At 66.3% G+C, this 20,429-nt stretch carries 22 protein-coding genes and 1 other RNA gene; 9 read left to right on the top strand and 14 right to left on the bottom strand.

Translation table 11 applies throughout. The features are described 5' to 3' along the window. Positions 1 to 153: 153 nt before the first annotated feature. The 6 genes from CRO50_RS04260 to recR all read left to right on the top strand — a co-directional run bounded on the left by CRO50_RS04260 (position 154) and on the right by recR (position 6,177). Complete coding sequence (locus CRO50_RS04260; RefSeq protein WP_097144604.1) at positions 154 to 2,130, top strand: bifunctional 2',3'-cyclic-nucleotide 2'-phosphodiesterase/3'-nucleotidase; 1,977 nt, start codon at positions 154 to 156, stop codon at positions 2,128 to 2,130. A 161-nt stretch (positions 2,131 to 2,291) separates the two neighbouring features. Then, the gene (locus tag CRO50_RS04255) at positions 2,292 to 2,621 is read left to right on the top strand and encodes a hypothetical protein (protein ID WP_097144603.1); all 330 of its coding nucleotides are present in this window, start codon (positions 2,292 to 2,294) and stop codon (positions 2,619 to 2,621) included. A gap of 344 nt (positions 2,622 to 2,965) precedes the next feature. After that, an RNA gene (ffs, locus tag CRO50_RS04245) (signal recognition particle sRNA small type) lies at positions 2,966 to 3,064 on the top strand. Between the two features lie 247 nt (positions 3,065 to 3,311). Further along, a complete protein-coding gene (locus tag CRO50_RS04240) occupies positions 3,312 to 5,123 on the top strand; it encodes a DNA polymerase III subunit gamma/tau (RefSeq protein WP_416061085.1) in 1,812 nt (603 codons plus the stop codon). A 102-nt stretch (positions 5,124 to 5,225) separates the two neighbouring features. Beyond that, positions 5,226 to 5,570, top strand: a complete 345-nt coding sequence (locus CRO50_RS04235; protein WP_097144601.1) for a YbaB/EbfC family nucleoid-associated protein — start codon at positions 5,226 to 5,228, stop codon at positions 5,568 to 5,570. A 13-nt stretch (positions 5,571 to 5,583) separates the two neighbouring features. Next, positions 5,584 to 6,177 carry a recombination mediator RecR gene (gene recR, locus CRO50_RS04230; protein WP_097144600.1) on the top strand — a complete coding sequence of 198 codons (594 nt, stop codon included), beginning with the start codon at positions 5,584 to 5,586 and terminating at the stop codon, positions 6,175 to 6,177. A 265-nt stretch (positions 6,178 to 6,442) separates the two neighbouring features. Here the strand turns inward: recR and CRO50_RS04225 are convergent, their stop codons facing one another. Beyond that, entirely contained in the window at positions 6,443 to 7,594 is a 1,152-nt protein-coding gene (locus CRO50_RS04225; protein WP_097144599.1) for an NAD(P)/FAD-dependent oxidoreductase, read from the bottom strand. A gap of 181 nt (positions 7,595 to 7,775) precedes the next feature. Next, positions 7,776 to 8,528 (bottom strand): DUF1013 domain-containing protein, encoded by a 753-nt coding sequence (locus tag CRO50_RS04220; RefSeq protein WP_097144598.1) that lies wholly within the window; start codon positions 8,526 to 8,528, stop codon positions 7,776 to 7,778. Between the two features lie 161 nt (positions 8,529 to 8,689). Between CRO50_RS04220 and CRO50_RS04215 the strand changes: the two genes are divergently transcribed. Beyond that, on the top strand, positions 8,690 to 9,346 hold the full coding sequence (locus tag CRO50_RS04215; protein ID WP_097144597.1) for a ribonuclease T2 family protein: 657 nt from the start codon (positions 8,690 to 8,692) through the stop codon (positions 9,344 to 9,346). 10 nt (positions 9,347 to 9,356) lie between these two features. Here the strand turns inward: CRO50_RS04215 and CRO50_RS04210 are convergent, their stop codons facing one another. Together CRO50_RS04210 and CRO50_RS04205 are read right to left on the bottom strand one after the other, a co-directional pair. Continuing rightward, positions 9,357 to 10,334 carry an NAD(P)H-quinone oxidoreductase gene (locus tag CRO50_RS04210; protein ID WP_097144596.1) on the bottom strand — a complete coding sequence of 326 codons (978 nt, stop codon included), beginning with the start codon at positions 10,332 to 10,334 and terminating at the stop codon, positions 9,357 to 9,359. A gap of 123 nt (positions 10,335 to 10,457) precedes the next feature. Beyond that, on the bottom strand, positions 10,458 to 11,171 hold the full coding sequence (locus CRO50_RS04205) for a COQ9 family protein (protein ID WP_097144595.1): 714 nt from the start codon (positions 11,169 to 11,171) through the stop codon (positions 10,458 to 10,460). A gap of 190 nt (positions 11,172 to 11,361) precedes the next feature. On the opposite strand from CRO50_RS04205, the gene rpsU reads away from it, so the two are divergent. Beyond that, a complete protein-coding gene (gene rpsU / locus CRO50_RS04200; RefSeq protein ID WP_005614280.1) occupies positions 11,362 to 11,568 on the top strand; it encodes a 30S ribosomal protein S21 in 207 nt (68 codons plus the stop codon). Between the two features lie 93 nt (positions 11,569 to 11,661). Here rpsU and CRO50_RS04195 read toward each other — a convergent pair whose 3' ends face one another. The 3 genes from CRO50_RS04195 to mscL all read right to left on the bottom strand — a co-directional run bounded on the left by CRO50_RS04195 (position 11,662) and on the right by mscL (position 13,410). After that, the gene (locus CRO50_RS04195) at positions 11,662 to 12,210 is read right to left on the bottom strand and encodes a flavodoxin family protein (protein WP_097144594.1); all 549 of its coding nucleotides are present in this window, start codon (positions 12,208 to 12,210) and stop codon (positions 11,662 to 11,664) included. Between the two features lie 19 nt (positions 12,211 to 12,229). After that, positions 12,230 to 12,688 carry an Lrp/AsnC family transcriptional regulator gene (locus CRO50_RS04190; protein ID WP_097144593.1) on the bottom strand — a complete coding sequence of 153 codons (459 nt, stop codon included), beginning with the start codon at positions 12,686 to 12,688 and terminating at the stop codon, positions 12,230 to 12,232. A 281-nt stretch (positions 12,689 to 12,969) separates the two neighbouring features. Next, a complete protein-coding gene (mscL, locus tag CRO50_RS04185; protein ID WP_097144592.1) occupies positions 12,970 to 13,410 on the bottom strand; it encodes a large conductance mechanosensitive channel protein MscL in 441 nt (146 codons plus the stop codon). A gap of 137 nt (positions 13,411 to 13,547) precedes the next feature. Here mscL and CRO50_RS04180 point away from each other — a divergent pair, with 137 nt between their 5' ends. Then, entirely contained in the window at positions 13,548 to 14,246 is a 699-nt protein-coding gene (locus CRO50_RS04180; RefSeq protein WP_097144591.1) for a glutathione S-transferase family protein, read from the top strand. A gap of 246 nt (positions 14,247 to 14,492) precedes the next feature. On the opposite strand, the gene CRO50_RS04175 is transcribed toward CRO50_RS04180, so the two are convergent. From CRO50_RS04175 to CRO50_RS04145, 7 genes are all read right to left on the bottom strand, one after another. Beyond that, the gene (locus CRO50_RS04175) at positions 14,493 to 14,939 is read right to left on the bottom strand and encodes a YtoQ family protein (protein ID WP_097144590.1); all 447 of its coding nucleotides are present in this window, start codon (positions 14,937 to 14,939) and stop codon (positions 14,493 to 14,495) included. Between the two features lie 4 nt (positions 14,940 to 14,943). Beyond that, a complete protein-coding gene (locus tag CRO50_RS04170) occupies positions 14,944 to 15,237 on the bottom strand; it encodes an alkylphosphonate utilization protein (RefSeq protein WP_097144589.1) in 294 nt (97 codons plus the stop codon). Positions 15,238 to 15,316: 79 nt separating this feature from the next. Further along, the gene (gene pheT / locus CRO50_RS04165; protein WP_097144588.1) at positions 15,317 to 17,716 is read right to left on the bottom strand and encodes a phenylalanine--tRNA ligase subunit beta; all 2,400 of its coding nucleotides are present in this window, start codon (positions 17,714 to 17,716) and stop codon (positions 15,317 to 15,319) included. Positions 17,717 to 17,840: 124 nt separating this feature from the next. Beyond that, positions 17,841 to 18,698 (bottom strand): ATP-grasp domain-containing protein, encoded by an 858-nt coding sequence (locus CRO50_RS04160; RefSeq protein WP_097144587.1) that lies wholly within the window; start codon positions 18,696 to 18,698, stop codon positions 17,841 to 17,843. Positions 18,699 to 18,894: 196 nt separating this feature from the next. Then, positions 18,895 to 19,179 (bottom strand): YrhK family protein, encoded by a 285-nt coding sequence (locus CRO50_RS04155; RefSeq protein WP_097144586.1) that lies wholly within the window; start codon positions 19,177 to 19,179, stop codon positions 18,895 to 18,897. Beyond that, a complete protein-coding gene (locus CRO50_RS04150; RefSeq protein WP_097144711.1) occupies positions 19,157 to 19,579 on the bottom strand; it encodes an ASCH domain-containing protein in 423 nt (140 codons plus the stop codon). The genes CRO50_RS04155 and CRO50_RS04150 overlap by 23 nt, the downstream gene beginning before the upstream one ends. Before the next feature lie 229 nt (positions 19,580 to 19,808). Beyond that, the gene (locus CRO50_RS04145; protein WP_097144585.1) at positions 19,809 to 20,429 is read right to left on the bottom strand and encodes a hypothetical protein; all 621 of its coding nucleotides are present in this window, start codon (positions 20,427 to 20,429) and stop codon (positions 19,809 to 19,811) included.

The following is a 20,429-nucleotide window of genomic DNA, read 5'->3' as shown; positions in this document are numbered from 1 at the left end:
CGATGCTCATTACGCTGGCAGCGCCGCAAGGTCAGCGGTGGCATATCGCCTGTCTGAAACCGGACATGACTTACCCGACGGCGCTAACAGACCGTAATGATACTGTTACGGGATAGCGAGATGTTGACGCCCGAACCCTGAAGGAGTCCAATTATGACCTTGAAACAATCCACCAGCCTGTCCCGCCGAGGCTTCCTCGCAGGGACCATCGCCGGAGCTTCCTTGCTCAGCCTGCATCCCTTCTCGGCGCGTGCCGCCGGCACCCAGGCGCATCTGCGCATCATGGAAACGACGGACCTGCACGTTCACGTCTTCCCCTACAATTATTACGCCGACAAGCCCGATGACACCGTTGGCCTGGCCCGTACCGCAGCCCGTATCGAGGCGCTGCGTGCCGAGGCTACCAACACCATGCTGATCGACAACGGCGACTTCCTTCAGGGCAACCCCATGGGCGATTACATCGCCTACGAGCGGGGCATGGCAGAGGGTGACATCCACCCGGTCATCGCCGCCATGAACACCCTGGGCTACGACGCCTCCACCCTGGGCAACCACGAATTCAACTACGGCCTCGACTTCCTGATGAAGTCCGTCGCCGGCGCCGAATTCCCCATCATCTCGGCCAACGTGGTCAAGGAGATGGCCGCCTCGCCAACGGGCGACACCACCCTGCTGCCCCCCTACGTGATCCTGGACCGCACCGTCACCCTGGGCGACGGCACCGAGGCGCCGATCAAGGTGGGCCTGATCGGCTTCGTGCCGCCGCAGATCATGACCTGGGACCGCAAGCACCTGGAAGGCTCGGTGCAGGCGCGCGACATCGTCGAGACCGCCCGCGCCTACGTGCCCGAGATGAAGGAAAAGGGCGCCGAGATCATCATCGCGCTCAGCCACTCGGGCATCGGTTCGGCCAACCACGAAGACGGCATGGAGAACGCCTCGGTTCCGCTGGCAGAGGTCGAGGGCATCGATGCGCTGATGACCGGCCACAGCCACCTGGTCTTCCCCTCTCCCACCTATGCCGACTACGCCGCCGTCGATGTCGAGAGCGGCAAGATCCACGGCAAGCCCGCCGTCATGGGCGGCTTCTGGGGATCGCACATGGGTCTCATCGACCTGCTGATCGAGCGCGAGGGCAACGAGTGGCGCGTCGTCGCCTCGGAAACCGAGGCCCGGCCGATCTACGAACGCGGCGAGGATCGCAAGATCGTCCCCCTGGTCGAGCCGGTCCCGGCCGTGCTGGCCGCCGTGCAGCAGGAGCATGACGAAACGCTCGCCTATGTCCGCCGCGCCGTCGGCAAGACCGCGGCACCGCTGCACTCCTACTTCGCACTGGTGGCCGATGACCCCTCGGTGCAGATCGTTTCGAATGCCCAGAAGTGGTACATGACCGAGATGCTGAAGGGCACCGAGTACGAGGCCCTGCCGCTGCTCTCGGCCGCCGCGCCCTTCAAGGCCGGTGGCCGTGGCGGACCGGAATACTACACCGAGGTGCCCGTGGGCGACGTGGCGATCAAGCATGTCGCCGACCTCTACCTCTACCCGAACACCATCCGGGCGGTGAAGATCAACGGCGCGCAGCTGCGGGGCTGGCTGAACCGCTCTGCGGGCATGTTCAACCAGGTCGAGCCGGGCTCTTCGGATGCGTTGCTGCTGAACCCCGACTTCCCCAGCTACAACTTCGACGTGATCGACGGCGTGAGCTACAAGATCGACCTGTCGAAGCCGATGATGTTCAACCGCGACGGAGAGGTCATCTCGGACGAGAACCGCATCGTCGACCTGACCTATGACGGCCAGCCGGTGACCGACGACATGGAATTCGTCGTGGCCACCAACAACTACCGCGCAGGCGGCGGCGGCCACTTCCCCGGCGCCGATGGCTCGACCGTGATCTTCGAGGGTCCGGACACCAACCGCGACATCATCGTGCGCTACATCGTCGAGAAGGGCACCGTCGATCCCAAGGCCGACGCCAACTGGACCTTCGCGCCCATGGACGGCACCACCGTGCTGTTCGAGACCGGCCCGGCAGCGGCGAAATACGCCGAAAGCGTCGAGGGCGTCTCGATCGAGGAAGCCGGTGCGGGTGAAGGCGGCTTCGCGCTGTTCCGCATCACGCTCTGACCGGGTGCAGATCGTCGGGAGGGGTCGCCGGTGGCGGCCCCTTCTGCTTTCCGGCCCTGGCCTGTCACACGACCGGACCTGCGCAGAGGCCACCCGGCGGGCTTGCCCTCAGAGGGGGCCGGGGCCAGACTGACGCCAGCCTCGACAGCACCGGACGCCGCATGTTCCTCGCCCACCTTCCCGCCGGATATCTTCTTGCCCGCCAGCTTGCGAAACTACGGCCCGAACGGCGGGCGCTGATCCTGACCGGCTGCGCCGCCTCGCTGCTGCACATGGTGCTTGATTCCCTTACCGGGGGCATCGCTTGGCTGGCCCCGCTTTCGGATCTCGAGCTGCGTCTGGTCGAGGTCCTTGCCCGCCACGGCTGGTGGGTCTGGAACTTCGTGCTGCACTGGACCATGCTGATCGAAGTGCTAATCCTTTCGGCCTTCGCCATCGCCCTGTGCCGGGACCTGCGCCGCCCGTCACCGGGCGCAGGTGTCGCGCCGTGACCATGCCTCCCGCCGCCTTCGAGTTGCGCCGCGCCCTCGACGGGCTGGTCTACCGGTTCGATCTTGCCCGCGATTCAAGGGGCCGCCCTGGCTACCGCCGGGCCGACCGCGACCTCTGGATCCGGCGCCATCCCCGCCTTGGCTGGATCGCCGGCAGTCCCGAGGCGGACGAGGTCTTCGGCCGTCCCTGGGACGTTCCACCGAAGACCAGGGAGAGGCCCCGCCCGAGGGCACCTGGGTCAGCCGCAAGGGGGACAAGTCCTATGTCTACGCGCTCGTCTGGCTGTAGCGGGGGTTTTGTCCCCGGGCTTGCAAAGCCCCGCCCCATTTCCTATATGCGGCCTTGAGAGGTTGGCGCGGGCAGGCGCCTCGCCAACCCGGTCAGGTCCGGAAGGAAGCAGCCGTAACGAGTCCCGCTTGGGTCGTTGTCCAATCTCTCACCCAAGCGCTTTTGCAAAGCAAAAGCGCGAAGCCCGGCAGCGTATTTCAAAGAAATGCGCGAGAGGGCCCCTCCCCCCAGGAAATTCCAGAAGAAACACGCCGATACGGCCCCCATTTCCGCCCCCATGCGGGACGGCGGGCGGGGCGATGCGCAAAGCGCGAGCGCCGATCCGTCCGGTCGCGCCCCTCCCGCTGGACGCTGCCCGCCCGGCCCTTTAGTCTGCCGCGCAGACGACCCCAGAAAGGCGCATGATGTCCGAGTCCGAGCAGACACAATCCGGCCCCTACCAGGTCCTGGCGCGGAAATACCGCCCCGAGACCTTCGCCGATCTCGTCGGCCAGGACGCCATGGTGCGCACCCTGAAGAACGCCTTCGCCGCCGATCGCATCGCCCAGGCCTTCATCATGACCGGCATCCGCGGCACGGGTAAGACCACCACGGCCCGGATCATCGCCAAGGGCATGAACTGCATCGGCCCCGATGGCGAGGGCGGCCCCACCACCGAACCCTGCGGCCAGTGCGAACATTGCCGCGCGATCATGGAAGGCCGCCACGTCGACGTGATGGAGATGGACGCGGCCTCCAACACCTCGGTCAATGACATCCGCGAGATCATCGACAGCGTGAACTACCGGGCCGCCTCGGCGCGCTACAAGATCTACATCATCGACGAGGTCCACATGCTCTCGACCAGCGCCTTCAACGCGCTGCTCAAGACGCTCGAGGAACCGCCGGCGCATGTGAAGTTCATCTTCGCCACCACCGAGATCCGCAAGGTCCCGGTGACGGTGCTGTCGCGCTGCCAGCGCTTCGACCTGCGCCGGATCGAACCCGAGGTGATGATCGCGCTCCTGCGCAAGATCGCCACCCGCGAGAACGCCGAGATCAACGATGACGCGCTGGCGCTGATCACCCGCGCCGCCGAGGGCTCGGCCCGTGACGCGACCTCGCTGCTGGACCAGGCCATCAGCCATGGCGCCGGAGAGACCACCGCCGAGCAGGTCCGCGCCATGCTGGGCCTGGCGGATCGCGGCCGGGTCATGGACCTCTACGAGATGATCATGAAGGGCGACGCGGCCGCGGCCCTGACCGAGCTTTCGGCCCAATACGCCGATGGCGCCGATCCGCTGGCGGTGCTGCGCGACCTGGCAGAGATCACCCACTGGATCTCGGTGGTGAAGATCACGCCCGATGCCGCCGAGGACCCGACCATCGCGCCCGACGAGCGCGCCCGCGGCATCTCACTGGCCGAACGGCTGCCGATGCGGGCGATGACCCGCATGTGGCAGATGCTGCTGAAGGCGCTGGAAGAGGTCTCTGCCGCGCCGAACGCGATGATGGCCGCCGAGATGGCGGTGATCCGCCTGACCCATGTGGCCGAACTGCCCTCGCCGGAAGAACTGGTGAAGCGGCTGAAAGATGCCCCGCGTCCGCCGGATGGTCCCGGCGCCGGACCCAATGGGGGACCCAATGGCGGCGGCGGGATGCCTGCGCGGGGCGCAGGCGCGCCTGCGGCGGGCGGAGGGGGGGCCTCGGCTTACGCCTCGGCCCCGCAGGGCGGCGGCGGCGGAGCGCCCTCAGGCGCCGGGCACTCCATGCTGGCCCAGGAGGTGGAGCAGGCCCTGGCCCGTTATCCCACCTTCGAGCACGTGGTCGAGCTGATCCGCGCCAACCGCGACGTGAAGCTTCTGGTCGAGGTCGAGACGGGCGTGCGGCTGATCTCCTACCGGCCCGGCCGGATCGAGTTCGCCCCCGCCTCCGGCACCCCCAAGGACCTCGCACAACGCCTTGGCGCGACGCTTCAGCGCTGGACGGGCAACCGCTGGGTAGTCACCATCGGCAACGAAGAGGGCGCCGAAACGGTCTCGGAGAAGCGCGACGCCAAGACCCGCGAGATGCATGAGGAAGCCTCGGCGCATCCGCTGGTACAGGCGGTGCTGCTGGCCTTCCCCAAGGCAAAGATCACCAAGGTCACCAGCCGCCAGGAGCTGGCCGCCCAGGCCGAGGCCGAGGCCCTGCCCGAGGTCGAAGACGAATGGGACCCCTTCGAGGACGAGTGACCCCTCGCGCCCCGCGCCAGGACGCACTATCTGACACGGCAGAGACCAGCCTACTTTAGTACAGGGGGCGCCCAGGGCGCCCGACACCACAGGAGAGACAAGATGTTCAAGGGCCTTGGCCAGATGGGCGACATGGCAAAGATGATGAAGACCGCCAAGGAGATGCAGGACAAGGTCCAGCAGCTCCAGGAGGATCTGCACGAGATCATGGTCACCGGCGAAAGCGGCGCGGGCCTGGTAAAGGCCGTGGCCTCGGCCAAGGGTGAGCTGAAGAGCCTGGATATCGACCCCTCGATCTTCGACCCGAACGAGAAGGAAGTGGTCGAGGACCTGATCCTTGCCGCGATCAAGGACGCCCAGGCCCGCGCCGCCGAGCGCAGCCAGCAGGAGATGTCCAAGATCACCGAGGGCCTCGGCCTGCCCGCCGACTTCAAGATGCCCTTCTGATCGGCCGCCGCGCATGTCCGGTGGCCGCGATATCGACGCGCTGATCGAGATGATGGCGAAGCTGCCCGGCCTGGGCCCCCGCTCGGCCCGCCGGGCGGTGCTGCAGCTCGTGCGCAAGCGCGAGCTGCTGCTGATGCCGCTGGCGGACCTGATGCAGCAGGTGGCGATCACCACCCGCGAATGCACCCGCTGCGGCAACCTGGGCGAAGGCCCGCTCTGCCTGATCTGCCTGGACATGAAGCGCAACGGCTCCGAGCTCTGCGTGGTCGAGGACGTGGCCGACCTCTGGGCCATGGAGCGCTCCGGCACCTTCAAGGGCCGCTACCACGTGCTGGGCGGCACGCTCTCGGCGCTGGATGCCATTGGCCCCGAGGAGCTGCGCATTCCCGAGCTGGTGAACCGCGTGGCGGAGGAAGGCACCGAAGAGGTGATCCTCGCGCTCAACGCCACGGTGGATGGGCAGACTACGGCCCATTACATCGCCGAGCAGCTGGAAGGCAGCGTGCGCCTGACCTCGCTGGCCCAGGGCGTGCCCATCGGGGGAGAGCTGGACTACCTCGACGACGGCACGATCACCGCCGCCCTGCGGGCGCGCAAGGATATCTGAAGCCCTCTGCCCGCAGCGCAGGCCAGCGCGCAAAGGGGGCCCTGCCCCCCTTGAGCCAGAGGCTCAATTCCCCCCGGAGTATTTCCAGCCTGGTGATGGAACAGGTTCCGAGCAGCAGGCTCCCTCCTTCTGGACTTGGAGCGTGCACCGGCTTGGTGGCCAAGGGCGGGTGCCAAGCCAGGCGATGTCCCGCATCATCACCAGGCTGGAAATACTCCGGGGGGAATCCGCGCAGCGGATGGGGGGCAGCGCCCCCCTCCCCCCTCTACGTCGCCGCGACAGCGGCTTCCGATGCCCACTCCGGCAGGGCCTCGCCCGCGACCCGCAGCGCCCCGAGGCGCCCCAGCTCATCCGAGTTCTTCGCCCCGCGTCCGCTATCGGCGAAGGCGGTGAAGACGTGCTCGGAGACCGCCTCGAAATGCGGGACGTTGCTGGGTGTATAGGTCGTCACGCAGGCACCCGAAGAGGTCGAGAGAATGTCGAGCGAGGGCATCCGCGCGCGCATCATGCTCTCGACATAACTCGCGACCTCGGGATCTCCGGTGGAGCGGAACCACTCGGTGAGCTCTTCCGGGGTGGTGACGGCGTTGTCGACACGGTCCCCGCCCATCTTCAGGTAGAGCTTGCCATCGGGATAGCGGACCGGCGGCAGCATGTAGGGGTCCTCGCCATTGGGCAGCAGGGTGATCAGCGTCGGCATGCCGGTGATCCGCTCAGCCTCGGCCTCGGAGATCTCGAAGAAGACCACGGTGCGGCGGTAGACCGAGAAGGGCAGCACATCGCCCAGAAGCTTGCGGGTGAAACCGCCGGTGGCCACCAGCGCCCGGTCAGCCGCGAGCGTCTCACCCGAACCTAGGCGCAGGGTGACACCCGAGGCGCCGTCGTCGATGCCCTCGACCGTATCGCGCACAAGCCGCGCCCCGCCAGCCGTCGCGCAGGTGATCTGGGCGCTGACCATTCCGCGGGGGTTCACCACCCCCGCCATGGCGGGCTCGTAGAGACCCAGCATGCCCGGCTCGAAGTCGAAGAAGGGGAAGCGTTCGGCAAGCGCCGCACCGCGCAGGGTCTCGCAGGGGACACCGTCGCGGTCGCGGGTCGCTTCCAGCCGGTTCATCTGCTCCGAGCCATCGGGCCCCGCCATGAGCGATCCGACTTCTGAGAAGAACTCCACGCCCGAGGCCTTTTCCAGCGCGCGGTAGCGCCCGATGGAGGCACGCGAGACGCGGGAATAGAAGAGATAGGGGTCGAGCTGGCGGGTGATCCGACCGGCGTCGTAGTGCGAGGCGTAGGGGCCCGTCCAGGTGGCGAGATCGGCGGGTTCGGCAGGGCCGACCAGGGTCACCTGGTGGCCCATGTCAGTCAGGTGACGGGCGGCGGCAGAGCCGATCATCCCGGCTCCGATTACGGCAATATGCATGTGGCGCAGTCCAATTCAAATAATGTCGGCGCCAGCTTTGCGACCCCATCTTCCGCATTGCAAGAAACAGCGGGACCTGAGTCGCCGCCCATGGAGAAGTGCTTAACTCGCAGGCGCAGGGCATTAAAAAACCCGCCCTGGACAGACCGGGGCGGGTTCAATTCTGCGCGTCTGGAGGGGATCAATCCTCGTCTTCGTCCTCGTCGCCGCCCTTGGGCAGGTTGAAGAAGCTGTCCGCGTCCGGCACATCGTCCGACACCAGGGTGTCCTCGTCGTCACCGGAGAGCGAGAAGGTCTCGAGCCCCTCGATGGCGGTCGGGATGCGCGGCTCGGCCTCCATGCCCAGGCTCTGCTCGGTCGAGAGCAGCTTGCGGCGCTCGTCGTCGGTCATCGCCTCGCCACGCTTGGCTTTCTCGGCAGCGGCCTTCTGCACGGCGGCGTCCAGCTCGGACTGCTTGCAGAGGCCCAGGGCAACCGGGTCGATCGGCTGCATGTTGGCGATGTTCCAGTGGGTGCGCTCGCGGATCGACTGGATCGTCGGCTTGGTGGTGCCGACCAGCTTCGAGATCTGGCTGTCGGAGAGCTCGGGGTGGAACTTCACCAGCCACAGGATCGAGTTCGGACGGTCCTGGCGCTTGGACAGGGGGGTGTAGCGCGGGCCACGGCGCTTTTCCTCGCCGACGGCGGCGGCGTTGAACTTCAGCTTCAGCTTGTGAAGCGGGTCCTTCTCGGCCTTGTCGATCTCTTCCTGGGTCAGCTGGTTGTTGGTGATCGGGTCGAAGCCCTTCACGCCCTGTGCCACTTCGCCATCGGCGATACCCTGGATCTCGAGCTCGTGCATGCCGGTGAAATCGGCGATCTGCTTGAACGAGAGAGTGGTGTTGTCCACCAGCCAGACGGCGGTGGCCTTGGCCATGATCGGTTTGCCCTGCATGTCTCAACTCCTGAACAAATGCGACAACGGGCCAGCCGGAAGATACGTCTCTACCGGGCCCTGGCCTTTCGGCCGGGGCGCATTGCCGGGGCAATGCAGGTTTCCGTTGTCGGGGAACTTGGCCGCTATATAGTCGGCCACGTGCGAAAATGGAAGAGCCTATGCGTCGCAGCCCACACCTGTTGAGTCAGGCCCTGCTGATCCTTGTCCTGCTGTGCCCGCTGCTGACGGCCCGCGCCCTGCGCGCCGAGGATCGTGCGGGCGTGTTCGACTACTACGTCATGGCGCTGAGCTGGTCGCCCTCCTATTGCGCCACCAACGAAAACCCCGAGCAATGCGCGCCCGAGCGGAAGCTGGGCTGGATCCTGCACGGGCTCTGGCCGCAGTACGAGACCGGCTATCCGCGCGACTGCCGCAGCAGCGCCGCCGCGCCCTCGCGGGCGCAGACCGGCGCCATGGCCGATATCATGGGCACCTCGGGGCTGGCCTGGCATGAGTGGAAGGCCCATGGCACCTGCTCGGGGCTGTCGTCAGAGCGCTATTTCGCGCTCTCGCGGCAGGCCTTTGAAAGCGTCACCCGCCCGCAGGTGCTGCGCCTTCTCGGTGAAGACGTGACCCTGCCCGCCTCGCTGATCGAGGAAGCCTTCCTGGAGGTAAACCCGGACCTGGACGCGCGCGGTCTGACCGTCACCTGCAAGGACAACCGCATCCGCGAGGTGCGCATCTGCCTGACCAAGGACCTGGAGCCCCGCGCCTGCGGTGCCGACGTGGCGCGCGATTGCAGCGCCACGCAGGCCCTTTTCGAGGCGATCGACTGACCGCTAGGGGCTAGCCCCCGGCGACTTCCAGAACGATCTTGCCGATATGCTCCGAGCTCTCCATCCGCGCGTGTGCCGCGGCAGCCTCGGCCAGCGGGAAGGCGCTGTCCATTACAGGCGCAATGCGGCCGGCGGAGAGCAGTGGCCAGACGTGTTCCCGCAGGCCCTCGGCGATCTCGGCCTTGGCCTGGTCCGACTGCGCCCGCAGGGTCGAGCCAGTCACCGACAGGCGCTTCATCATCAGCTGGGCAAAGTTGACCTCGGCCTTGGGGCCACCCAGGAAGGCGATCAGCACCAGCCTCCCTTCAATCTTCAACGCCTTGATATCACGCGGAATATAGCTGCCGCCCACCATGTCGAGGATCAAGTCCGCGCCGCCGGCCTCTTTCAGCACCTGGGCGAAATCCTCGGTCCGGTAGTTGATCGCCCGCTCGGCACCAAGATCCAGACAGGCCTGGCATTTGGCGTCGCTGCCGGCGGTGGCGAAGACCCGCGCGCCGAAGGCCCGCACCATCTGGATCGCCGTGGTGCCGATGCCGGAAGAGCCTCCATGCACCAGGAAGACCTCACCTGCCTTCAGCCGGCCGCGGCGGAACACGTTCTCCCAGACGGTAAAGTAGTTCTCGGGCAGGCAGGCGGCCTCTTTCAGGCTCATGCCATCGGGCACGGGCAGGCAATGGGCATAGGGGGTGACCACTTCTTCGGCGTAGCCGCCACCGGGCAGCAGGGCACAGACCCTGGCGCCAAGGGCGTCTTCCGGCACGCCTGCGCCGATGGCCACGATCTCGCCCGAGGCCTCGAGGCCGGGAAGGTCGGAGGCACCGGGGGGCGGATCGTAGCTGCCGGCGCGCTGCGCCACGTCGGGGCGATTCACCCCGGCCCAGGCCACGCGGATACGCACCGCACCCGGCCCCGGCTCGGGCAGGGCCCGCTCGGCCGTCACCAGCACCTCGGGCCCGCCGGGCCCCGCAATCTCGATCACCCGCATCTCAGGCGCTCCCCTTCATCGTCATTCTGTCGGGATACTCCCGCCGCAGGCCGCAAGCTGCAAGCCCAGCCTGAAAGGCCGCCGCAGCTACGGCGCACCTGCCGGGACTTGAGCCAAGGTGGCTCAGGCCTTCTGGTGGCCGGGCAGGTCCGCGTCCCGCTGCGGCGCGCGCACGCGTCCCAGCACCGACAGCGGCCCCTTCTCGAGCAGCTTGCCAAGCGGAGAGGCCAGCACCTGCCCCTTCACCTTCTCGAAGCGCATCACGTCGCCGATCCGGCGGTCGAGGAACTCCCAGCTGGCCTGGTGGCCCAGCGAATCATCGCCCAGCCAGAACAGCACCACCGCGCCATAGACGCCCGAGAGCGTGGCCCGCTTCGAGTACCAGTTGATATCGTCGGAGGTATCGCCGAGCGCATTCCAGATCGCATCGGCAGAGCCCCAGACCGCGCCGGCCCCGTCGCTGGCATGTTGCGGCAGCGAGAAGAGCGCGGCACCACGGCGCACCAGCTCCTTGTCCGCGATCTCGAGCCGCAGCTGCACGGCTCGGGCCACCTTTTCGGAATAGCGCAGCGCCTCGTGGGCACCGGACGCGGCCTCCTCGGCGAAGAGGCGGGCCATCTCGGCATCGCCCGCGCGGTGGTAGGCCAGCGCCAGGTCCACCGCACCGCGCGGATAGAGCGCGCGGGCCAGAGCGGGGGAAATACCGACCTCCTCTGCGGCGGCGCGCAGGGTGGTTTCGCTCCAGCCATCGAAGGGGACATGGGCGCAGGCCGCTTCCAGAAGCCGTTCGGCGGCGGACGGATCCGATTCGCCGGGGGACGCAAAAGTCTCTGTCATCGTGCTCTCCTTTCCAGGCGCCGGGGGCGCTTTGGGCCCCGGATCAGGCCCGATCTGACGAAACCGGGTCCGGGCACCAGTCTGGAGGACCGCTTCGGCCCTCTCCTTCTGGACAAATAGGGCGGGCCTTGCTAAGAGGCCACCTCCTGCAACTTATGCAACTTTAACTTAGGAAGGTGGTGACAACCACATGCAGGTTAGTGTTCGCGACAACAATGTCGATCAGGCGCTCCGTGCCCTGAAGAAGAAGCTGCAGCGCGAAGGCGTTTTCCGCGAAATGAAGCTCAAGCAACATTTCGAGAAGCCGTCCGAGAAAAAAGCGCGCGAGAAAGCTGAAGCTATCCGTCGTGCCCGCAAGCTGGCGCGTAAGAAAGCACAGCGCGAAGGCCTCCTCTGAGGACTTTGCCTTAGGCTTCGTCTTCCCACGGAAGACCCGACACGAGAATACGACCCCCGAGGCCCAGCCACGGGGGTTTTTCTTTGTCCCGGCTCAGCCCCAGCGGTTGAGCGCGCCCGCGACCCTTGCGCCGTAGAGCCGCGCCGAGGCGTCGCAGCCGGCGCTCAGCTGCCCGTCCAGGGCACGTTCGACCGCCAGCCCAAGGAAGGTGCCTGAGCTGTTCAGCCCGACGCGCTCGGGGAAGACCGGGGCGCCGATGGCCTCCTGCCCGACCCAGAGCATGGCGTGTTGCGCGGCAAAGACCGACAGCGCCTGCAGGGTGGCCAGCTTGTCGCCCGCCTGCTGAATGCCGCAGGTGAAGCCGCCCGCCAGCTTGTCCTTCCAGCGGCGCTCGGACCAGATGGTCTCTCCGCTGATGTCCATGAAGGCTTTGAAGCCCGCCGCCACGCCGCCCATGTAGGTCGGAGAGCCCATGAGGATCGCCCCCGCCTCTTCCAGCAGCGCCCAGTCCACCGCGCCCAGGTCCGAGACATCGACCAGGTAGGGTTCGGCCCCCGCCTCGGCGGCGCCACCGGCGATGGCACGGGCGACGAGGGTGATGGTGCCGGAGCCGCCCCAGTAGGTGATCGCTAGCTTGCTCATGAGGGGCCTCTCGGTGGGGTCAGACGGGAAGGGCGGTGGTCTTGAAGACCGTGCGCAGGGCGAAGGAGCTTTGCATCCGCTGCACGCCGGGCAGCCGGGCCAGGCTCTGGCGGTGGATGCGGGCGAAGTCCTCCGAGCTTTCGGCAACCACCTTCAGCAGGTAATCCGCCGTGCCGGCCATCAGGTGGCATTCCAGCACCTCGGGAACACGGCTGACGGCGGTCTCGAAGGCCTCGAGCAGCTCATCCGCCTGCCCCGACAGGCCGATTTCGACGAAGACCGTGGTGGCGAACTGCATCTTGCGGGCATTCAGCAGGGCCACGTAGTCGCGGATATAGCCCTCGGCCTCGAGCCGTTGCACCCGCCTGTGGCAGGCGGATTGCGACAGGCCGACCTTTTCGGCCAGCTCGGCATTGGAGACCCGGCCGCTTCGTTGAAGCACCCGCAAAATGGAACGGTCCAGCTGATCGAGCGCCATGGCTGCTCCCGGCTTGAAGACCCGCGCAGAGCCAATCCCCGGCAGGGCCGGCCCCCAAGAACCACAGGACGAGAGAAAGGAAAAGACCGGGGCTGCATTCGCGACCGAGGTTTCGCACGGGATTCGATCGTCCGACTGGCTGTCGGCGGCCTTCTGGGGGCCTGGAGGCGCGCCCAATCGGGGGGAGGCAAGGCCATGCGCCCTCGGCCCCGCACGCAAGAAAGGCCCGCCGGTCCGAAGGGCCTTTCCTTGAGCGAAGCTATCCGGCGGCTTGCGCCGCCTCAGCCGGTCTTCTTCAGCGTATCCCGGATCTCCAGCAGCACATCCAGCTGGGTGGGGCCGGCGGGCTTGGCCTCGGCGGGGGTCTCGGGCTCGGCCTCGCGGGTCAGGCGGTCCTTCACCCGGTTCACATAGCGCACCAGCATGAAGACCACGAAGGCCACGATGAGGAAATTGATCACCGCCGAGATGAAGGCGCCATAGGCGAAGACGGCGGCCCCGGCCTCGCGCGCGGCGGCCAGGCTGTCGTAGCTTCCCTCGCCCGAGAGGACGATGAAGTTGTTGGTAAAGTCGAGCCCGCCGACGATCAGCCCGAGCAACGGGTTGAGCAGGTCCTTGACCATGGATTGCACGATCGCGGTAAAGGCCGCGCCGATGATGATGCCGACGGCCATGTCCATGACATTGCCCTTGGCGATGAAGGCCTGAAACTCTTTTAACATCACTGTCCTCGCATTCTCACTACATGCGGGTTCATTCTGCGCTGATGCACAGGGAAATCCATGTTTTCCGGCGCCGTGGCGGTTCTTTGACCTCGGGTAGGCTCTATATCGGGGTAACTGCGCAACAGGAGAGAGACATGTTTCCCGAGGATTTCCCGATCAATACCCGCTGGCCCGCCGAAAACCCGGAGGTGATCCAGCTCTATTCCTTCCCCACACCGAACGGCGTGAAAGTGTCCATCGCGCTTGAAGAGCTGGGCCTGCCTTACGAGGCGCACAAGGTCACCCTCGCCGATGCCGACGTGAAGAGCCCCGAGTTCCTCTCGCTCAACCCCAACAACAAGATCCCGGCGATCATCGACCCGAACGGCCCCGACGGCAAACCCATCGGTCTTTTCGAAAGCGGTGCCATCCTGGTCTACCTGGCCGAGAAGACCGGCAAGCTGATGCCAGCGGAGGGCCCCGGCAAATACGAGGTCCAGAAGTGGCTGTTCTGGCAGATGGGTGGTCTCGGCCCGATGCTGGGTCAGCTCGGCTTCTTCTACAAGTTCGCCGGCGCCGAGATCGAGGACCCGCGCCCGCGTGAGCGCTACATCAACGAGGCCAAGCGCCTGCTCGGCGTGCTGAACGGTGCACTGGAAGGCCGCGACTGGGTGGCGGGGGATTATTCCATCGCCGATATCGCGATCGTTCCCTGGCTGAACGGGATCGAGTTCTACGGCGCCCGCGAGGTTCTGGAATGGGACAGCTTCCCGAACCTGCAGCCCTACCTCGACCGCTTCTATGCCCGTCCCGCGGTAGAGAAGGGCAAGAACATCCCGGCGCGCGACGGCTGAAACGTCACGCGGTGACGGAGAGCGGGGCGGAGGGGGCTCTGCCCCCTCTTGAGCCTTCGGCTCAATTCACCCCCGGAGTACTTTCAGCCTGGTGATGATAGTTGCGAGGGTGCCTGCAAGGCTCCCTCCTTCTCTATCAGGAGCGTGCCATGCCCTCGGCGGGAAAGGAGGGAGCCCCTCCGGGCACCGCCCCCAAGTTCATCACAAGGCCGGAAATACTCCCGCCGGAGGCGTTCGTCGGCTGCCTCAGGCGGGGAGCTTGCCGGTCAGCACGTAGCGCAGGATCTGCACGACCTGTTCAGGCGTCTCGGCCACGGCGAGGGCTGCACCGTCGACTTCCTTCAGCGCGTGACGATGCTCCGGCGCGTGCAGCACGATCAGGGACTTGCCGAGCGCCGCCGCATAGCCCGCGTCGAAAGCCGCGTTCCACTGCTTATACTTCTCGCCGAAGCGCACGACGACCACATCGGCCTGCTCGATCCCCATGCGGGTGCGGATCGCGTTGACCTTGGCCCCCTTGTGATCATGCCAGAAGGGGTTTTCTTCCGCGCCCAGGATCGCAACGCCGCAATCGTCCGAGGCGCCGTGGTCGGTGACCGGGCCGTCGAAGCTGATGGGCAGATCCGAGGCGCCCTCGGTAATCTGTTCGCGCCAGTCGGTGTGAATCTCGCCGGACAGGTAGACGTTCAGCATGGGCTTACCTCTTCTTCACGAACTCGGTCCGCAGCACGAGGCCGCGGATTTCGGGGTGGCGGCAGTCGATTTCCTCGGGGTTGTCGGTCAGGCGGATGGTCTTGATCAGGGTGCCCTGCTTCAGCGTCGTGCCCGCGCCCTTCACCTTGAGGTCCTTCACCAGCACCACCGCATCGCCATCGGCAAGCGGCGTGCCCTGGGCGTCCACCACCTGCACCGCGTCGCGGGCCGCCAGTTCCGAGGCCGGCATCCATTCACCGGACACTTCGTCGTAGACGTATTCTTCATCGGCGCTCATGGCGCGTCCCTTCTGATCAGTTGGACGGGACGGCGGGCGGGGCGTCTCTCCCCCGCAGGGGAGAGCGCGCCGCACACCGTCAGCCGCGCAGGGTGCCGCCGGTGGCCTTCTGGACCTTCTCGACGATCTTAGCAGAGATCGCCTCGATCTCCTTTTCCTTCAGAGTCGCGTCCTTCGGCTGGATGCGCACGGTCATCGCCAGGCTCTTCTTGCCCTCACCGAGGCTGCCGCCGATGAACTCGTCGAAGATCCGCACGTCCTCGATCAGCGCCTTGTCGGCACCGGAGGCGGCGTTGACCAGGGCCAGCGCCTCGACGCTTTCGTCAACGACGAAGGCGAAGTCACGCTCGACCGCCTGCAGGTCGTTGAGGATCAGCGCGCCCTTGGAGGCATCCGCATTGCGCGGCAGGGGCACTTCGGCGGGCCAGATAGTGAAGCCCACGACGGGGCCCTTCACGTCCATTGCGGCCAGCACCTTGGGGTGCAGCTCTCCGAAGACGGCCAGCATCTTCTTCGGGCCAAGGCAGATGCGGCCGTGGCGACCGGGGTGCCACCACTCACGCGCCTCGCGCAGGATCTGCACCTTGGCCGGGGCACCGATGGCCGACAGGATCGCCTCGCAATCGGCCTTGGCGTCGAAGACATCGACGGGACGGGACGCGCCATGGACATCCTTGGGGCCGGTCTGACCGACGAGGATGCCCGAGACCTGCAAATGCTGCTCGCCCGGCTCACCGCCGTGCCAGGCCGCGCCCACTTCAAAGAGCGCCATGTCGGTCATGCCGCGCGCCTGGTTGCGGGCCGCGGCCTGCAGCAGGCCGGGCAGCAGCGCGGGGCGCATGTGGCTCATCTCGGAGGAGATCGGGTTCGCCACCATGGTCGCGTCATCGCCGCCGTTGAAGAGTTCGGCCGAGGCCTTGTCGATGAAGCTGTAGGTCACGCATTCGTTGTATCCCAGGGCCGCCGCCGTGCGCCGTGCCACCTGCTCGCGCTTCTGCAAGGGCGTCAGGATCGGCTTCGGCACACCGGGGGCCACACGGGCCAGGGGCTTGGGCTCGAGCTTGGTCAGCGAGGCAATGCGGGCCACTTCTTCCACCAGGTCGGCCTCGCCCTGCACATCGGGGCGCCAGGAGGGCACATGGGCCATGTCGCCTTCCATCACGAAGCCCAGGCGCTCCAGCGTCGCGCGCTGCTCTTCCGCCGGGATATCCATGCCGACGAGGGACGAACACCGCGCGGTATCCAGCTTGTAGGCACGGGAGACGTCGGGGGCTTCGCCTGCCACCACGGCCTCGCAGGCTTCACCGCCGCAGAGCTCGAGGATCAGCGCCGTGGCGCGGTCCAGGGCTTCACGGTTGAAGGCCGGGTCGATGCCGCGTTCGTTGCGGTAGCGCGCGTCCGAATTGATCTTCAGCGCCCGGCCGCCCTCGGCGATCGAGATGAAGTCCCAGAAGGCCGCTTCCAGGAAGACATCGGTGGTTTCCTCGGTGCAGCCGCTCTCTTCACCGCCCATGATGCCGCCGATGCTCTCGACGCCCTTGTCGTCCGAGATCACCAGCACGCCGGCGGGGATGGTGTAGGTCTTTTCGTCCAGCGCCAGCAGCTCTTCTCCGCCCCTGGCGCGGTGAACCACCAGGTCGCCCGAGACCTTGGCCGCGTCGAAGACGTGCAGCGGGCGGTTCAGGTCGTAGGTGAAGTAATTGGTGATATCGACCAGGGTCGAGATCGGGCGCAGCCCGATGGCGCGCAGCTTGTCCTGCAGCCAGGCGGGCGAGGGCCCGTTCTTCACGCCCTTGATCAGGCGACCGGCGAAGGTGTGGCAGCCGTCCCTGGCGCTCTCGTCGATGGTGACCTTGATCGGCGACGGGCCGGCGGTTTCGGCCACCGAGACCTCGGCCAGGGGCTTCAGCGTGCCAAGGCCACGGGCCGCGAGGTCACGGGCCACGCCGTGCACGCCAAGCGCATCGGGACGGTTCGGGGTGATGGCGATCTCGATCACCGGATCGACCTTCACCGGATCGTTCTGGGCCAGCCAGTCGGCGAACTCCTGTCCGACTTCACCGCCCTCGAGCTCGATGATGCCGTTGTGCTCGTCCGAGAGCTCCAGCTCGCGCTCCGAGGCCATCATGCCGTGGCTTTCGACGCCGCGGATCTTGCCGACCGAGATGGTGATGTCGAGACCGGGGATATACATGCCCGGCTTGGCCAGCACGGCGGTGATGCCGGCGCGCGCATTGGGGGCGCCGCAGACGATCTGGGTTTCGCCCTCGTCGGTCTGCACGCGGCAGACGCGCAGCTTGTCGGCATCGGGATGCTGTTCGGCTTCCAGGACCTTGACCAGCTTGAAGCCCTTCAGCTTGGCGGCCGGATCCGCGACTTCTTCGACCTCGAGACCGAGGTCGGTGAGTGCCTCCAGGATCTCGTCCAGGGACGCCTGGGTGTCGAGGTGCTCCTTGAGCCAGGAGAGGGTGAATTTCATCGCGGGTCCCCTTTGTTCCTTGCGCTCAGCAGACTGAGCCGTCGGTGGGCTTGTTGCGCATCAGCGGGGATTTGTCGAGAGCCACGCGCCGGGAACGCCCGGCGCCGCGGCAATCGGGTGGCGCTCAGACCGGCTGCCCGGCGGGCTGGTGTCGGCGCAGCCGCGCAAGCCGGTCGCGCAGGCGAACATTCTGGCGGACCTGCGCGGGCCAGACCGGCGCCGGCCAGGCCGCGGTGGCTGCGGGATCGAGCGCCTGAAGGTAGGCTTGCGCCATGGGTCCCGCCATGCGCATCAGCGAAGCGCCGATGCGGCCGTTGATCTCCAGCACCAGCGGCGCACCCTCCTCGACGAAGTAGTCGATGCAGCAGAAACCGCGAAAGCCGATGTGGCGCAGCATGGCGGCGAAGACCGCCGCATGGGCCTGCGGCAGCGCCTGCACTTGGCCCTGGCCGTCGCGCAGGCCGCGGCGGATCAGTCCGGGCCGATGCGCATAGCGCACCTGGCGGGCCATGCGGATCTCGCCCGCGGCATCGACCAGCATATGCGCTGCATATTCACTGTCGGTCTCGACCCGGCGCTGCCAGGCCCATTGGTCGCCCTGCCCCACCTCGTCGAAGCTGCACTCCGTCGCGTGCTTCCCGCCAGTGCCGATCCGCGGCTTGCGCAGCACCGGCGCGTCCTCGCGCGGCAGGGGCAGGTAGGCGCCGAAGCCCGCCTCGGCCAGATGCTCGACCAGGGCGCGCTTGTCCTCGCAAAGCCGGTAGGTCGCGGGATCAGGGGCCAGGTACTTCTTGCCGGAGAGCTCGGGGTAGACCGTGTTCAGGTAGCAGATCTCGGCCCCCTCGGTGGGCAGCAGCGCATCGGCATCCGCCACCAGGTCCGAAGAGAACCCCCGCGCATCCAGCGTCACGCCGAGCGGCGCCAGGTGCCTTTGCATGTCAAGAGAGCGGCCGCGTCGCTGGCCGGAGGTCAGAAGGATCATGCCGCCCTCCACCCGGTGCCGAAGACCGGGATAGGCCCAGAGGCCGTGGCCCCGCCTGCAAGCCGCTCGAATATGCCCCGCGCCAGAGACTCCCTGCGCATTGCCGTCACCTGTCTTAAATACTTATCCGTAATAAGACGGTTTCTTCACCCATACAGGTACACAAGCAAGCGAAAAGCGCGCGCGGGTGCCGGCCTCACTCTCCGTGCAGCCGCTCCGCCAGGGTCTCTTGCTTGCCCATGCGCCAGAGCTTGATTTCCCGCGCCAGGCGCAGGGTGGGCTTGGCGGCAAAGAGGAAGGAGCCCACCAGGAAGAGCCAGGTGCCCGCCCTCATCAGGCTGTCGTAGAAGAACATCACAGAACCAATGATGAAGCAGATCGCGGCCATGAAATCGACCAGCGTGTAGACGATCTCGAAGAGCGCATAGATGCGCCGGGTCTCTGCATTACGTTCGCGGTTACTGTGGTGGAAGAGCGGCATCGGGGTCTCCTTCGGCAAGGTCGCGGACCACGCGGAAGCGTTCGCAGACCAGCATCATGTCGGGGGAGAACCCCCCGTTGCGGGTGAAATAAGCCTCATGCCCGGCGCGCCAACCCGCGAGGCTCTCGTCCTCGCCCTCGGCCAGGGCGAAATCCTCGCTCACCTCGTCGAAGCGGCAGGTGAAGACCTCGACGGTCTCGATCTCGAGCGCCGGGGTGCCATCCCAGTTGAGCGCGATGTCCCGCCGCCCGACCACGGGCATCGCCTCGCCACCCTCACCGAAGTCGCGCAATGCGCCGCAGGTCGCGGTCTTGGCGCCCGAGCGCACTAAGGCGATCAGTTCAGAACAGAGCGCTTCGCTGTCACCGAAGGTGAAGCTGATCTGGGGAGGGTTGGAAATGGGACGGCTCCCGGTTGTGTCGCGGTCAGATTGACCCGTTTGGCGGGGAGGGCGCAAGGTGGCGTGGTTTGTGGGGGTGTCTCCCGGAGTTCCCCCCTTGGGCAGAAGCGCGCAGGAACGGGGGCTCAGAGCAGGGAGAGTGGAACGTCGAACTTATGCCCCAGCCGGGACGCTTGAGGCCCGGCCAGCCCCCGACCGCCCCCCCGCGTTAGGAGGTTGGCCTTGGGAGTCATCGAGACGGCCTGTGCTGACTTAGGCCATATTCAGCTCTGACAGCTTCAATAAACCCGTCAAAATCGTCTCCCCAACCACTAAATGCTGAAGACGCGAGTGCTCTCATCAAGACCTGCGCCTCGACCTCGCTGGCTAGACTGAGCACCTTTTTGTTAGCCTGGAGCCCAATTGAAAACTTCCAGAAGCGGTCAAACAGGAGGCTCCCTGCTGCGACAACTCGAGCGGAAGCGACCACTTTCAGCTGGGAGAAAGCGAAGTCCGCCTCTATCTGAATTTCTTCCACGACACGTTCAACTTCCTGTCGAAGGTCGCGGAACTCTCCTGACTTATTGCCTAAAGGGCTCGAAGGGCGCCCTAAAAGGAAGATCCTCTTGTGCAGGTCATAGTAGCTTTGATGCACTAGCAGACAAACGGTGCGAGCCTCTCGCGCAGCTTCAAGCTTTTGATCCAGTGACTTCTGACGGGGATAGACGCAAATAGCGATGTAGAGAGCGGTAAGAGAAGCAATAAGCGCCGCAAGAAGCGTCAGCAGCGCCTGAAAGGGCTTGGGCTCTAAGAACCAAATCAGCGAGAAATCACGGCAGATGCTCTCGCAAACCGTGATTGCCTCGCCCAT

Source organism: Pseudooceanicola antarcticus (genome assembly GCF_900215355.1).
Lineage (GTDB): Bacteria > Pseudomonadota > Alphaproteobacteria > Rhodobacterales > Rhodobacteraceae > Pseudooceanicola > Pseudooceanicola antarcticus.
This window is presented reverse-complemented; position numbering and strand designations above follow the sequence as displayed.